Here is a 14,555-nt window from a genome sequence, read left to right as displayed (position 1 = left end):
TAGTTAATGCCTTATTATATCCTATCTTCTTTAGTGTCTTCCCTTCTCGCATCTCAGCTAATATCTCCAGCTAAACCTTCGAAGTCAAAAAAGACCTCAAAGGTTACATTGTCCTAATCTCGGCTCTCGCATCTCGGCTCTCGATTCTTTTGTCTCACGTCTCATGTCTAGCGTCTCACGTCTTCGAAAGAAAATTCTCCAAAATCCTCTCTCCCACTTTACCGCTTTTCTCAGGATGTGCCTGCATGGCGTAGAAATTGTCCCTGTGCATCAAAGCTGCAAAGTCATGGATGTAATGGGTCTGGGCAATGGTAAATTCACTTAATTCACAATAAAAGCTATGAACATAATAAACATACGATTCATCATCCAAACCTACTAAAAGAGGACTTTTCAACTCCAGTAGGTTGTTCCAACCCACATGAGGAACTTTGAATTCTTCGTATGATTCCGGGATAAACTTTTTGACCTTGACAGGAAAAACACCCAAGCACTTGGTATCATTTTCTTCGGAATACTCGCAAAGCAGCTGCTGTCCCAAACAAACTCCAAAAAAAGGCTGCTTTAGTTCAGGGATCAATCTGTCGAGTTTTTTTTCTTTCAGATAATGCATGGCCGTGCTTGCCTCTCCTTGACCTGGAAAAATAACTTTGTCGGCTTTCGAGATTATTTCCAAATCATCTGTCAAAACAGCATCCGCTCCTAGCCTTTCCAATGCGTATAAAACTGATTGGACATTTCCAGCATTGTATTTAATAACTGCTACTTTCATTATAGATGTGAGACGTGAGACGTTAGATTTGAGATAGGTAGGTAGGACTATTTAAAGAAACAGTGTCTAAAAGGAGTGAAGCGGACCGAATTTTCCAATTTTTCAATTTTTCAATCCGCCACGCCTGTGCGCCTGTGACGTAGCGGATAAGTTCTTTCAATTAATTACCCCTTCGCCGCCTCAGCAACCATCTCTCCCAATACCTCCTCAATTTCCGGCAAGGATCGGTAAAGCTGTTCATAACTTTCAATCACAAAATACTTGTCCTGAAATTTGTCTTTCCAATAAGGTGTATTCAGGATTTTGCGCACGTTGTATTCATAATGTTTGGGTTCATTGGATAAACTGAATTTGGTCTCTCCAGCTGAACTCAATATTCCGGCACCGTAAATTTTGAGGTCACCATCTTCTCTGATCAAACCAAATTCTATGGTAAACCAGTAGATGCGAGAAAGCAACTCAATCGCCCACTTATCATCAATGAATCTCAATGCAATACCACTTAGATTTTCAAGAAAATCAACATAGGGCTGATTGGTCAACATGGGCATATGGGCAAAGGCATCATGGAACATGTCCGGTTCCTGGAGATAATCCAATTGGTCCATTGTCCTTAACCAAGTGGAAGAACAAAACCTTTTATTGTTCATCAGTCCGAAGAACAGATCATCATCGATCAATCCGGGAACAACCTGTATGGCCCAACCGGTACTTTTTGCCAATCGTTTGTTCACATCAGCAAAATCAGCAATCCGGTCAGCGGTAAAATTAACTTCTTTTATCCCTTCCAAGTATGCTTTTGAAGCCGCTTTTGGCAGATTGACTATCTGTCGCTCAAAAAGGATTTTCCAGACTTTAAAGTCTTCCTCCGTGTAGGCATCGTAATCTTGCCTCATCTCTTTTAATCTCGGGTCAGAAAAGACCCAGTCTTTGGGTTTATTTGTCATTTTATATTTGGGCTTTTATTCTTGATTGTAAATATAGTGAAGATTTGAGATGTGAGACAGGTAGCGTAACCTTTGAGGTCTTTTTTTGACCTCGAAGGTTTTTGTCTTACGATAATCGTTAAAAAACAAGAGGAAATAACAAAGACACAAGAACCGAGAACCGAGATAAATTACTTTAAAACGGCACACCTAACAACCTTTAACTTTTTAAACCTCCTGATTTTATCCTTCTCCTAATTTTTCAATTTTCCAGTTTTCCAATTTTTCAATTTTTCAATCCACTACAACAAATCAAACGTCTTTCTCATCGCAAAGGTCTTCCTTATCCAATCAGCCAAAAGCGCACTTTGATCAAAATCCAAAGTTTGTTGGCCGTCAGAATAGGCTTTTTCTGGAATCTCATGGGTTTCATAAATGATTCCATCAGCACCCGCCATCACCCCTGCCAGGGCCATTTGAGGAACATATTCCCTGATTCCAATTCCATGGGAAGGGTCTACGACCACCGGTAAATGGGATTTGGCTTTCAATATGGGAACGGCATTCAGGTCAAGGGTGTTTCGGCTTGCTTTTTCATAAGTTCTGATTCCCCTTTCACAAAGTATCAGTTTTTCATTGCCTCCGGAGAAAACATATTCGGCAGACTGAAGCAATTCCTCTATGGTTCCGGAAATCCCTCTTTTGATCATTACGGCTTTGTCGACTTTCCCCAATTCATCCAATAAATTGAAGTTTTGGGTGTTTCTGGCGCCTACTTGGTAAATATCCACATAAGGATACATCTCCTCAATCTGCGAAACCTGCATGACTTCGGTCACAATCTTTATACCTGCTTCCTGGGCCAAATCATACCATAATTTCAAGCCATCAATTCCCAAGCCTCTGAAGGCATATGGACTTGACCTGGGTTTGAATACCCCGCCCCGCATCATTTTGATGCCGTTTTCTTTAAGATGGTTGATCACTTTGATGATCTGTTCCTCTGATTCAATGGAACAGGGGCCTGCCATGATAGCCATATCACCGTCTTTGATATAAACCCCATCACCTAGGTCTATTGAGGTTGGTTTTGCTTTCCACTTTTTGGAAACCAACTTATACTCGTCGGAAACAATATGGATGTCCTGAATCCCTTCTTTTTGGCCGATTTGACGGATGTCAAATTCTTTCTTGCCTATCCCTACCAAGTAATCCCCCAATTGGGTTTTTACTTCTGTGATTTTGTAACCGATTTGATTGATTTCCTGAATAAGTGATTCCTTTTGAATCTCAGAAATATCTTCTTTTAGCTGAACAATCATATTTTATTTGATTACTGACTGAATATAGTTTTTGATATCCTCAGCCAAATTTTTACTGTCTTTGATCACTTTAATAAACGCACTTCCTATAATCGCCCCATTGCTATAAGTAGATGCTATGGAAAAAGTTTCTGAATCGGAAATCCCAAATCCTATTAACCTTGGATTTTTAAGGTTCATCTCTTTTACCCTCTTGAAATAGGCAATCTGTTCTTCCGAAATTCCTGATTTAGCACCTGTGATACTATGCGAGGACACCATGTAAATGAAGCCATCAGAGTTTTGGTCAATCTCCAGAATTCTTTTTTCACTGGTCTGTGGTGAAATCAAAAATGTATTGGCCAATCCATATTTTTCAAACAATTGCTGGTATTCTTCCAGATATTGCTGAACCGGAAGATCTGGCAAAATCAATCCATCAATCCCCAATTCCTGACATTTTTTACAAAAAGCTTCCATCCCATATTGGATGATCGGATTGAGGTAGCCCATTATCACTACCGGGATGGAAATTGATTCCCGCATGGACTTTAATTGCTCAAAAAGCTTCTTGAGACTCATACCGTTATCAAGGGCAATCATGTTGCTGTCCTGAATGGTCGGTCCATCAGCAATTGGGTCCGAGTATGGAACTCCGATCTCGATGATATCTGCCCCAGCATCCTGAATCGCCTTCATGATCGGCAAGGTATCTTCCAAGTTCGGAAATCCAGCTGTAAAGTAAATAGAGAGTACCCGCTCTTTTTTATTTTGAAATAATGTATGTATTCTGTTCATTTTTTTCTTAAGATGTGAGACGTAAGACACAAGATGTGAGATTTTAGATTGAAGATTGTAGAATGTAGGTTTTAGATTTCAGTCCAAGCAGTCAGGATTAGATAGGCCTATCTTGGTACTTGGTACGTGGTACATTGTACAATCCTTCATCCTTCAACCTTCCTCCCTTTCAATACCCTCCCCACTTAATGTAAGTATCCAAATCCTTGTCGCCTCTTCCTGAAAGGTTGATGACGATGATATCGTCTTTTCGGTATTCGATCATATTTAAAGCATGTATGGCATGGGCTGTCTCGATGGCCGGAATGATACCTTCCATACGACTGAGTTCAATTCCTGCTTTCATCGCATCTTCATCTTCCACAGCCACAAATTCTCCTCTCCCAATATCAAACAAATGTGCATGCACAGGGCCGATTCCAGGGTAATCCAATCCTGCTGAAATGGAATGTGGCTCAACAACCTGTCCATCTTCGGTCTGCATCAGCAAAGTTTTACTGCCGTGCAGGATTCCGGGAGTTCCCAAAGCTGTGGTTGCTGCCGATTTACCCGAAGATATGCCCAATCCTGCTGCTTCCGCGGCAATCAGTCTTACCTGTGGGATATTATAATAATGATAAAAGGCTCCGGCAGCATTACTTCCGCCACCCACACAGGCGATGACCAAGTCCGGATTTTCTGTTCCTTCTTTTTCTTTCAACTGCCATTTGATCTCTTCCGAAATCACGGACTGGAACCTGGCCACCATCTCAGGATATGGATGTGGCCCAACCACGGAACCTATAATGTAATGCGTATCCACAGGATTATTGATCCATTGCCGCATGGCTTCATTGGTCGCATCTTTGAGGGTTTGGCTTCCTGAAGTTGCGGGAACCACTTTTGCACCGAGGATCTTCATTCTTTCTACATTCGGCCGCTGACGTTGGATATCAAGTGCTCCCATGTAAATGGTACAATCCATCCCCATCAATGCACACACAGTCGCTGTGGCAACTCCATGCTGACCGGCACCTGTTTCGGCAATGATCCGCTTTTTGCCAAGCTTTTTGGCCAAAATGATCTGACCAACGGTATTATTTACCTTGTGGGCACCGGTATGGCATAAGTCCTCTCGCTTGAAGTAAATTTTCGCGCCATATTTCTGGGACATGCGTTCTGCAAAGTACAAAGGTGAAGGCCTTCCCACAAAATCCTTTAACAGACTCTTGAATTCCTTTTGGAACTCAGCCGTTGCCACTATCTGCTCATAATTTTCCCTGAGCTCTTCAATATTGGGATGGAGCATTTCAGGGATGTATGCACCCCCAAATTTTCCGTAAAATCCTTTTTCGTCGACTTTGATCATTTTTTTTTAGACTTAAGACATGAGACATAAGACGTGAGACTTGGTCATGTTCCCTATTGGAGTAAGAGGATAGAACCGACTTATTTCAATCTTATATCCACTTTATATCAACAATTTTTCCATTATCAAATTTTCCCTTTAAACTTTTCTATTAAAGGTATATCCTTAATCCCAGGTTCAATTTCGAATTTTGAATTGATATCTATTCCTTTCATTTGTGGGACTTGGGATTGGAGATTTTTGATTTCTTCAGTTTGATCCAAACTTAATCCTCCACTGAGTAAAAACGGTTTTTCGAAGGGATAGTCCATTAATAACTGCCAGTTGAAAGTCTTTCCACTTCCACCATATGACTTGGTGAAGGTATCAAATAGGAAGAAGTCCACAAAAGGCAGGTAAGCTTCCAATAAATCCCAATCGATGGAATCATGGACAGAAAAAACCTTGAAGATTTCCAAACCTGTTTTCTCTTTGATTTTGCTGACTTCATCGACCGTTTCTTCCCCATGCAATTGTAAAGTTGTCAACCCAAATGATTGGATTTTTTCTTCAATATCTGAAATCTCCGCATTCACAAAAACCCCCACTTTTCTAACCTTAAGTTGCTTAATAAAGTCCGCATGTATACTGTCCACAAATCTTGGCGAAGGTGGATGAAAGATCAGACCCATCCAATCAGGTTGGATTTGATCTAATAATTCCCTGATGTTTTCAGGATCGCGCATGCCACAGACTTTCAGCTTCATCATCCTTTGGTAATGCCATGCTTTTGGGAAATTAAACTCCTGTATTCCTTTATGAAATTATAAGCTGCTTGATGTGGTCTCCCTGATTTCATGAAATTCTCACCGATCAGAAATCCATCGAACCCAGCTTCTTTCAAGTCAACGAGTGTTTGTGGATTTGAAATGCCACTTTCGGAAATTTTTACAAAATCTGGTGGAATTTGATATACAAGACTAAAGGATGTTTCCAAGGAAACTTCAAAAGTCTTCAAGCTCCTATTATTCACACCCACCAAATCCAGATATTCATTGAGAGCAGTTTCAAGTTCTTCCCCATCATGCACTTCCATCAATACCTCTAATCCCAATGACCGGGCAAAAGCAGCCAATTCTTTTAATCTCTTTGGCTCCAACGCTGCAGCAATCAGGAGAATGCAGTCAGCCCCTATTGATTTTGCTTCAATGATCTGATATTCATCAATGATGAAATCCTTCCTGAGAATCGGGCAAAAATTGAATTTTCTGGCCAAGGTCAAATCTTCATTTTTTCCACCGAAAAACTCCTGATCTGTCAGAATGGATAAAGCCGAAGCCCCTGCCTGCATGTAGCCTATGCTTACCTTTTCTATGGATGCGTTGATATTGATATCTCCTTTTGAAGGTGATTTCCTTTTGAATTCCGCAATGATGCCTGTTTTATCTTCTCTGGTGATATACTTTTTCATCGACACCACTTGACTTTCAAAGTAGATACTCTTTTCAAGCAACTTTACCGGAACAAGGCTGCTCTTTTCGGAGACTTCCTTTCTTTTGTGGACAATAATTCTATCTAATATATTCATAAGGTTCAGTTTGAAAATGAAATGGATGTTTTGGGATTGACAAGGGCAGTAAAAACCTGTAAGGCTTTACCTGACAAAAGGGAATCTTCAGCTTTTGATAATGCACTTTCGAAATCCAGTGAAGGATCTGCTGTAACCAAAGCGGCAGCGGCATTTGCCAGAACGACTGCATTTTGGGAAAGAGTTCCTTTTCCTTTCAAGATGGCATCGAATATCTCTGCCGATTCCTGTACGGTATCCCCGCCCCTTATAGAATCGGCTGAGATTTTCTCTAAACCAATTCCCGCAGGACTGTAAAGTTTTTCTCCCGAATTGGAAATCATCTTAAAATCCCCTGTCAAGGATATTTCATCATAGCCATCCAAAGAATGGAGTATGCTGAAACTACCTTCGTGTTCTTGATAGAGGTAAGCATAGAGTCTTGCCAACTCAAGACTAAAAACCCCTACCAATTGTTTTTTTGGAAAACTCGGATTGACCATAGGACCGAGCATATTGAAAAAGGTTTTGACACCCAATTCCTTTCTGATGGGACCTACATTTTTCATAGCCGGGTGAAAAAGCGGAGCGTGTAGAAAACAAATTCCCGCTTCGTCCAGGCTTTTTCTGATTTTGTCAATATCGCTGGTAAACTCATATCCGAAATGGGCCAACAAGTTGGAAGAACCACAAATAGAAGATACCCCCGTATTGCCATGCTTGGCCACATTTTGACCTGCTCCAGCAACAATGAATGAGGCAAGGGTAGAAATATTGAAAGTATCTTTCCCGTCACCTCCTGTACCACATAGGTCCATGGCATCGTATTCAGCAATTTCAACAGGAACACAAAGCTCCAACATGGCTTCGCGAAATCCCCCAAGTTCCTCCACTGTGATACTTCTCATCAGGTAAACCGTCAAAAAAGCCGCAATTTGAGATTGGTTATATCCCCCTGTCGCAATGTTCTTCAACACTTCTTTAGCCTGTTCCTTGGAAAGTGTCCGGTGTTCTATCAAGTGGTTGAGTATGTCTTTCATGGTTGTAGGTTTGTGTGGTTACTTTTAGGGTTGAAATGCTCCTGACTACCTGCTCTTCAGATGTCTCTCCCGTACAGCTGTCGGGATCGACATGACAAGGTGGAGTTCTTTTTAGTAGTTAATGCATTCGATTATCAAAACTCCATTTTTATCTTTTTTTTTCTAAAATTCTTTAGGCAAACTTTGTTTCTTCTTTCTTCATTTCCCGATACTCGGGACAGGCTTTGGTTTTTGCTTTTTGTATCACTTGTCTCTTGGCTCTAGATTCTCGGCTCTCGCTTCTCGCTTCTTGGCTCTTGTTTCTTGGCTCTTGTTTCTCAAAATTCAGCTTTCCAACCAATTCCTCATCATCTCCACCCCATGCTCAGTCAAAACCGACTCCGGGTGGAACTGAAGGCCTCGGACTTTATATTTTTTGTGTCTGACTCCCATAATCTGTCCATCAGGCGTTCTTGCTATGATTTCCAAATCGGAGGATAAATTCCCTTCATTGATCACCCAAGAATGGTACCGACCTATTTTGAAAGTTTCAGGCAAACCATGAAATAACAAATCCGCTTCGATTTTCACCTCGGAAGCCAAGCCATGGACAACTTCTGAAAGGTTGATCAGATCACCGCCAAAAGCCTCCCCAATGGCCTGATGACCAAGACAGATTCCAAGGATGTCTTTGGACGCAGCATATGTTTTTAACAATTCAGGCATAATTCCAGCTTCGGAGGGGATTCCCGGTCCAGGTGAAAGGAGTATTTTATCGAACTTAGCTACATCTTCTAAGGGAATTTTATCATTCCTGAAAATGTCCATTTGAGTTCCATATCCCAATTGCCTGATGATATACACCAAATTGTAAGTAAAAGAATCATAATTATCTACAACAAGAATCTTCATATGGGCATCAATGTTTTAAACTGTTTACTGTTGGTAGAATAGATTCATGGCTATTCTGAAACCCAGCCTTACTGGTCAAGCAATTCATATCTTTAAGTAATTTTCATCAATTAGATTTTTTCAGCTGTTTTGAGTGCCACCCGCAACGCCTCCAACTTATTGGTCACTTCCTGCAATTCGGAGGGTATTGAGGACTTCGCAACTACTCCTGCACCTGCTTGGAACCTGAGTTGGTTGTTTTCGGAGACGAAGGATCTGATCAAAATGGCATGATTGAAATCCCCATTAAAACCCAGAAAACCAATAGCTCCACCATAGAATTTTCTTGAAGTATTTTCCAATTCATCTATCAATTCCATTGCCCGGTACTTTGGTGCTCCAGAAAGAGTACCTGCAGGAAAGGTATCTGCAACCAATTGGAGAGGATTGGAATTTTCAGGGAGCTGACCAGTGACTTTGGATACCAAATGGATGACATGGGAATAGTATTGGATTTCTTTAAAGACCTCCACTTTTACTTTTTCTGAAGACCTGCTCAGGTCATTTCTGGCTAAGTCAACCAGCATCACATGTTCTGAATTCTCTTTAGGATCATCATAAAGCTTCATGGCCAAGCTTGCATCTGCCTGGTCATTGCCTGTTCGCTTGAAAGTCCCTGCTATAGGGTAAATGGTGGCCACATTGTTTTTAACAACTATCTGTGCTTCCGGTGAACTGCCGAAAACCTTGTAGGAACCATAGTCAAAGTAAAAGAGATATGGTGAGGGATTGACCGATCTAAGTGCCCGATAAACATTGAATTCATCTCCTTTGAATGAAGTAGTGTACCTCCTGGAAAGCACAATCTGGAATACATCTCCCCTAAAACAATGCTCCTGGCCCTTTTTGAGAATTTCCAAAAACTCCTCATCGGTGTAATTGGAAGATTCTTCCCCCACAAGTTTGAAAGAATAAGAAGGGATGTTTTTGCTGTTCAACAATGTTTCCAATTGAGGAAGGACATTTTCCACATGGGAACCCTCCAACTGATGTTCAAACAGGTGCATTTCATTTTTGAAATGATCGACTACAATCACATTTTGATACACGGCATAGTGCATCATCGGTACTTCCTCTGGGCCGGTATTCGACAACTTGATATCTTCAAAATAGGCCACTGCATCATACTGCATATAGCCAAAAAGTCCGTTACTGATAAATTTATGTTTACCGTTGTCGTCCTTGAATTTTGCTGAAAACTTCCTCAATGCATCAATCAGCGGAGTTTCTGAAGTGATTGAATAGGTATTGGATTTCCCTTGGGGCAATGATTCTGTTACTGTCCCACTATTGAAGGAAAATGAAGCAATTGGATTGAAGCAGATGTATGAGTAACTGTTTTCCTGACCATGATAGTCCGAACTCTCCAACAAAATCGGATTGGCAAACCTATCTCTGATCTGAAGATAAATACTGACAGGGGTAATTGTATCTGCAAGTAATTTTTTGTGTTCAGTATGAATTTTGAATGTTTCCATGATCTTGGGTTAAAAAGAAAAAAGGCTTGCCGGGAAAACCAGCAAGCCTTTTGTATATCGTAACAAACCTGATATCAGACAATAGCTTTCGGTTCTTCCCAGGATTGAGAAGTCAAATGCCACCACCAATATTTTGTTTGAATCGTTTTCATTTTTGCAATGGGACAAAGTTAAAAATGCATTCTATTTAACAAAACATATTTTTGAAAAATTATTTGAAAAATGAAGGATATTACTAAAGAATAAATAAAATCATTAAAATACTTGTAAAGGGCCGGGAATATTTAAACGAACTAATGACTACTTTATTAAAGATTGTGTTTAGAAATATAACAATGAAAAAAAAGAAGAGCTTGGCACCTTCGAAAAAAATCAATAATTATATTAATTTTATAAAAAGCAGTAGAGTTATGGAATTAAGAATGAAAAAATATAACATGATTGAAAAAATCATGCAGCTTGATGAGGATGATATTGAGAAACTGGAAGCAGCCTTTATTGAGATTTTTGAAGAAGTTAGTCTTGAACAATACAATAAAGAGCTTGATAGGGCAGATAAAGCTATTGATGAAGGGAAATTTATTGAACATCATGAAGCAGTTAAAAAAATCCGTTCATGGAGAGAAAAATAATTTGGGAAGATCATGCTATAGAACTTTTTATCAAAGCAATTGAATGGATAAGTAAGGATTCTGTTTTTCAAGCTGAAAAGGTTGAAAAAGCAATTTTAGAAAAAATTGAAGAGTTACCGAATTACCCTGAAAAATACCCCCCAGATAAATTTAAATTACAAAATCCAGGTTTATTCCGGGCTTTTGAAACACATAGTTACAGAGTATCTTATAAGTTTAATGATCAAGAAATCAGAATTTTAAGGATTAGGCATGTCCGCCAAAGTCCTAAAGCTTATTAATTCCCTGTTTTATCACCTATTAAAATTCCTTTCTCCAAAAAAATATCCCCATGAAAAACCTTCCCCGATATTTTAAGCGTGTTTTTGATGATTACCAGGTATTGGTAAAAGTGAATCCGGATGAATTCACCGGAACAGAATTGATCGTTCATCCTGATGGGAAAATTGAAAAAACAGAAATGGAGTTTGACGAGGAGATTTTTGAGGACCTGACCGTGGATGAGTTTGTAGAAGGTAGCGCCTTGGAATTTAATCTGTATCTATCTAAATACATTTGAATAAAGAAACCTGAAAAAAACTTTTAAGTCTAAAGTTTTGATAAAGATTATCTGCTTCTTGCTCCTTTGAACAAAATATTTTTAAGTATTTTAAAAAAATAGGTAATGTCTGTTTTTAATGGAGATCTTGCATACGCGTTTAAATATCGCAATTCTGAATCCATGATTTCATCCAAAGTTTTAGGAAGATCTGCATAAAAAGGTGGTAAAAGCCCTGGTTTGGTTTGGGTTCTTTTGGTTTTCAGTTCTTCTGAATATAACCTGAAATATTGCTCACTCAAAGGCCGGACACCGACCAATTTCAAATCACCTTTTATCCAATTCCAGATCATGGGAATTTCATCCAACCACACTTTCCTGAGTAGTTTCCCAAATGCTGAAACCCTGAAATCGTCCTTGAATTTACCACCTTCGGTAAGGTTGTTGTGTTGGTAGACATAATCCTGCAAATATTCTGAATAAGGGTACATGGTTCGCAGTTTGTAGACCTTGAATTCTCTTCCTCCCTCCCCTACTCTTTTTAGTTTAACAATTGGCCAATAAGTCGGGTCAGCTTGTTTGATAGGTTCACTGATTTTTGTGGCTACAAAAAAATGCATATTGTCGATATCCTGATAATCAACCACTTCGAAACCAAAAGCATATAACCTCCCTGTGAGTTCAACCCGGGACATCAACTTCCCTTTGCCTCCTGTTATAAAATCATATACTTTTTGGGTTATCGGTAGCTTTGGAAAAACCCTATATAAAAGGGCATCGAATCTATAAATCAATTGACTCAACAAATGTGGATACTTTTCAAGGATTTTATTTTTCCTGTTCACATAGGTTTCCAAATACCCAATAATGAGACCTGACTTGTCCAATAATCGGGAAGAATGTTCAAACAGTTCATTAATTTCTTCAAATTCATTGAGTTTGGAAACTGAAACCAAAGCAGCAAATGAGTTTTTTTCAATTACTTGAAAATGATTGATTTTTTCGGCAAAATGGATTTCCGAAACTGGAATTCCTTGAAGATATTTTCTAACAAAAAAATGAGAATCCAAAGGAAAAGATTTTGAAAAAAATAAATCTTCAACCCCTGGTACTATACCAGATTCTTGGTAATCTATTGGCTGTAAGGTACTTGCGAGATTCATTGAAACTATATAATTCCAGGAACTAATAGACCTGCTAATTAAACGAATTTTTCGATGATTTGTGTAATATTTTTTTTAAGGCCTTACCCGTAAAGCTTTGGAATGGCATTAATTTTCTTCAAAGCTAACTGAAAATCGATACCGAGTATTTCAAGGTACCACCGGATCGTTTCATATCGGGGTTTATTTTCTTCCATGGATTTTTTCACTGCCTCTTCCCTACTGATCATTCCTTCTCTTACCTGATTGCTTCTGAATGTATCCACTTCTGAAAATCCTGCAACGGTAAAATAGACATAATTATAAAAGCCAGCAGTACCATCCCCGATCCTCCAAGTAGAATCCGTATCAGTTGCCTTTTCCCAATCGTATTCATTTTGAATCAGGTTGTTGATCTCATTTTCGTTCCAAGGATAATAATCGAATAATTGATAATAGTCCTTCTTGGGAGCGAGGTAGCGGACGGCAAAAGAACCGATTGTATCCATTAACGACTGATTGAGGTATTTTGAATTTGATAAAAATTCTTTTCCGACATACCCCATCAATTTCAACTGGTTAAACCTTGAAAGGGAATAAATATGTTCTTTTTCAAATTCCGGAGCCACTCCTGCAAAACCAACTTTAAAGTCGGTATTTTCAAGATGATTGACCCCCCAAATATTCAAATTGATTCCGGTCTGTTTTTTTAACCTATCTGTATAGTAAAAGAAATATTTGTCTCCAGCCATAAACAAAGGAATCATCCCCAACGCTGGTTTTCTTAGCCAAGCTTCAATATTTTTTTTGATATTTTGGCGCTTCCAATGAATATCCGCAGCCACCACAATATTCTCTACACCTAATTTACCACATACTCTTGAGATATTCCTTCTTGCCAAATCCGTCACCATTCCCCATTCATACGTGAAGGCAATAGGATTGAGGCCCAGCTCTTCCTTTACGATATGTAGCGCAAAAGTACTGTCCCTTCCTCCACTAAATGGAACAATACAATCCTGTTTGCTATTGGAACTTTTGTAAGAAGAGACAATAGTCTTTAATTGATCCAATTTTCCACTTTTATTTTTTGGAGTATAACCGTGACAATAGTTGCATTCGCCTTTCTCATCAAAATAAATAAAAGGAAAAGTTTCAGGGAGAATGCATTTGGAGCATCGCTTAATGGTTCGAATTCTGTCAATATTAAACTCCAACAAGTCAAAAAGCTTTTTTTCTTTGTTTCTATTGAAATGGATTTCCGGCTCCAGGACTACTTCTCTAGTATTTTTTGAATTTTGAATTTGGTGAACAACAGTCCTAAAATTCTGTTTGGGATCCTCTTTGAATTCAAAAGGGACAAAATCCAAGGTTCTTAAATCCAAATAAATTTTCTCGCCGGGATTCAGTTTTTTGATAGGCGTTGTTATCAAAGATTTTGCAAAGGACTTTTGAATCAAGGTGTTTAGATAAAAAGACTCCGAAGCCACTATAAAAAACCTGTTTGGCTGATGGAGGTAATATAAAGAGCCGTTATTTGTGGATAGGAGCAATTTATTCTGAGAAGCGAAATAGGCGATAATTGAACAAGTGCCTTCCAAATTTCCAAAAACCTCTTGCGGAGTTTTCTTCTCTTTAATTAATTCTTCCTGAAGCTTTTTTAAAATGACTTCAGAATCAATTTTATAATGCCTTGTCCATTCAGGCTTTTCTTTCCAAAGTTGATCAGCATTGACAACAATTCCATTATGAACCAAAATATCATTTTCCAATTGCACGGGCTGATTATTTTCAGCCTGCAACTGTGATCCATTGGTCACCAATCGTGCATGACCCAAAATGCAGATATCCTTTGCTGAATCGCGGTATTGATTTTTTGCCTGGGAAAAAAGTTGATTGAACTTTTCAGACTTGATTAATTCTCCAATTCGAATATCTCCCTTAATCAGATCCAAAGAATCCAAATGGATAAAAGCCAAACCGGAAGAGTCCTTACCACGGGACTCACTTGATAAAGCAAGGTGCCTGAGCAAGGGGCTGATTGAAGCCGTAAGTATTCCGGAATCAGATTTGAGAATTAGTCCGAAGATGCCGCACATGGCCT

Annotated in this window: 15 protein-coding genes; 3 read left to right on the top strand and 12 right to left on the bottom strand. The window is 39.2% G+C overall.

Annotated elements, in window-relative coordinates; translation table 11 throughout:
- Positions 1-175 precede the first annotated feature (175 nt).
- From hisH to B9A52_RS13200, 10 genes are all read right to left on the bottom strand, one after another.
- A complete protein-coding gene (gene hisH / locus B9A52_RS13245) occupies positions 176-772 on the bottom strand; it encodes an imidazole glycerol phosphate synthase subunit HisH (RefSeq protein WP_084120917.1) in 597 nt (198 codons plus the stop codon).
- Positions 773-936: 164 nt separating this feature from the next.
- A complete protein-coding gene (locus tag B9A52_RS13240) occupies positions 937-1,719 on the bottom strand; it encodes a phenylalanine 4-monooxygenase (RefSeq protein WP_084120916.1) in 783 nt (260 codons plus the stop codon).
- A 281-nt stretch (positions 1,720-2,000) separates the two neighbouring features.
- Positions 2,001-3,020, bottom strand: a complete 1,020-nt coding sequence (gene aroF / locus B9A52_RS13235) for a 3-deoxy-7-phosphoheptulonate synthase (protein WP_084120915.1) — start codon at positions 3,018-3,020, stop codon at positions 2,001-2,003.
- Positions 3,021-3,023: 3 nt separating this feature from the next.
- A complete protein-coding gene (gene trpA / locus B9A52_RS13230) occupies positions 3,024-3,797 on the bottom strand; it encodes a tryptophan synthase subunit alpha (RefSeq protein ID WP_084120914.1) in 774 nt (257 codons plus the stop codon).
- Between the two features lie 169 nt (positions 3,798-3,966).
- Complete coding sequence (gene trpB, locus B9A52_RS13225) at positions 3,967-5,145, bottom strand: tryptophan synthase subunit beta (RefSeq protein ID WP_084120913.1); 1,179 nt, start codon at positions 5,143-5,145, stop codon at positions 3,967-3,969.
- A 125-nt stretch (positions 5,146-5,270) separates the two neighbouring features.
- Positions 5,271-5,894, bottom strand: coding sequence for a phosphoribosylanthranilate isomerase (locus B9A52_RS13220; RefSeq protein WP_317045518.1), 624 nt, complete (start codon positions 5,892-5,894; stop codon positions 5,271-5,273).
- Positions 5,891-6,712, bottom strand: a complete 822-nt coding sequence (gene trpC, locus B9A52_RS13215) for an indole-3-glycerol phosphate synthase TrpC (protein ID WP_084120912.1) — start codon at positions 6,710-6,712, stop codon at positions 5,891-5,893. The genes B9A52_RS13220 and trpC overlap by 4 nt, the downstream gene beginning before the upstream one ends.
- A gap of 5 nt (positions 6,713-6,717) precedes the next feature.
- Positions 6,718-7,731 (bottom strand): anthranilate phosphoribosyltransferase, encoded by a 1,014-nt coding sequence (gene trpD, locus B9A52_RS13210; RefSeq protein ID WP_084120911.1) that lies wholly within the window; start codon positions 7,729-7,731, stop codon positions 6,718-6,720.
- Between the two features lie 324 nt (positions 7,732-8,055).
- Complete coding sequence (locus tag B9A52_RS13205; RefSeq protein WP_084120910.1) at positions 8,056-8,622, bottom strand: anthranilate synthase component II; 567 nt, start codon at positions 8,620-8,622, stop codon at positions 8,056-8,058.
- Between the two features lie 110 nt (positions 8,623-8,732).
- Complete coding sequence (locus B9A52_RS13200; RefSeq protein ID WP_084120909.1) at positions 8,733-10,139, bottom strand: anthranilate synthase component I family protein; 1,407 nt, start codon at positions 10,137-10,139, stop codon at positions 8,733-8,735.
- Positions 10,140-10,435: 296 nt separating this feature from the next.
- On the opposite strand from B9A52_RS13200, the gene B9A52_RS13195 reads away from it, so the two are divergent.
- The 3 genes from B9A52_RS13195 to B9A52_RS13185 are packed head-to-tail and all read left to right on the top strand — an operon-like array spanning position 10,436 to position 11,330.
- Positions 10,436-10,771 carry a hypothetical protein gene (locus tag B9A52_RS13195; protein WP_157370152.1) on the top strand — a complete coding sequence of 112 codons (336 nt, stop codon included), beginning with the start codon at positions 10,436-10,438 and terminating at the stop codon, positions 10,769-10,771.
- On the top strand, positions 10,756-11,052 hold the full coding sequence (locus tag B9A52_RS13190) for a type II toxin-antitoxin system RelE/ParE family toxin (protein WP_084120907.1): 297 nt from the start codon (positions 10,756-10,758) through the stop codon (positions 11,050-11,052). The genes B9A52_RS13195 and B9A52_RS13190 overlap by 16 nt, the downstream gene beginning before the upstream one ends.
- A gap of 50 nt (positions 11,053-11,102) precedes the next feature.
- Positions 11,103-11,330, top strand: a complete 228-nt coding sequence (locus B9A52_RS13185; protein ID WP_084120906.1) for a hypothetical protein — start codon at positions 11,103-11,105, stop codon at positions 11,328-11,330.
- A gap of 47 nt (positions 11,331-11,377) precedes the next feature.
- Here the strand turns inward: B9A52_RS13185 and B9A52_RS13180 are convergent, their stop codons facing one another.
- Together B9A52_RS13180 and B9A52_RS13175 are read right to left on the bottom strand one after the other, a co-directional pair.
- A complete protein-coding gene (locus B9A52_RS13180) occupies positions 11,378-12,379 on the bottom strand; it encodes a sugar transferase (protein ID WP_172805209.1) in 1,002 nt (333 codons plus the stop codon).
- A 176-nt stretch (positions 12,380-12,555) separates the two neighbouring features.
- Complete coding sequence (locus B9A52_RS13175; RefSeq protein WP_084120904.1) at positions 12,556-14,550, bottom strand: hypothetical protein; 1,995 nt, start codon at positions 14,548-14,550, stop codon at positions 12,556-12,558.
- Between the last annotated feature and the right edge of the window lie 5 nt (positions 14,551-14,555).

The organism is Aquiflexum balticum DSM 16537 (assembly GCF_900176595.1).
GTDB lineage: Bacteria > Bacteroidota > Bacteroidia > Cytophagales > Cyclobacteriaceae > Aquiflexum > Aquiflexum balticum.
Note: the sequence above shows the minus strand (reverse complement) of the source record. Positions and strands in the feature narration are given on the sequence as shown.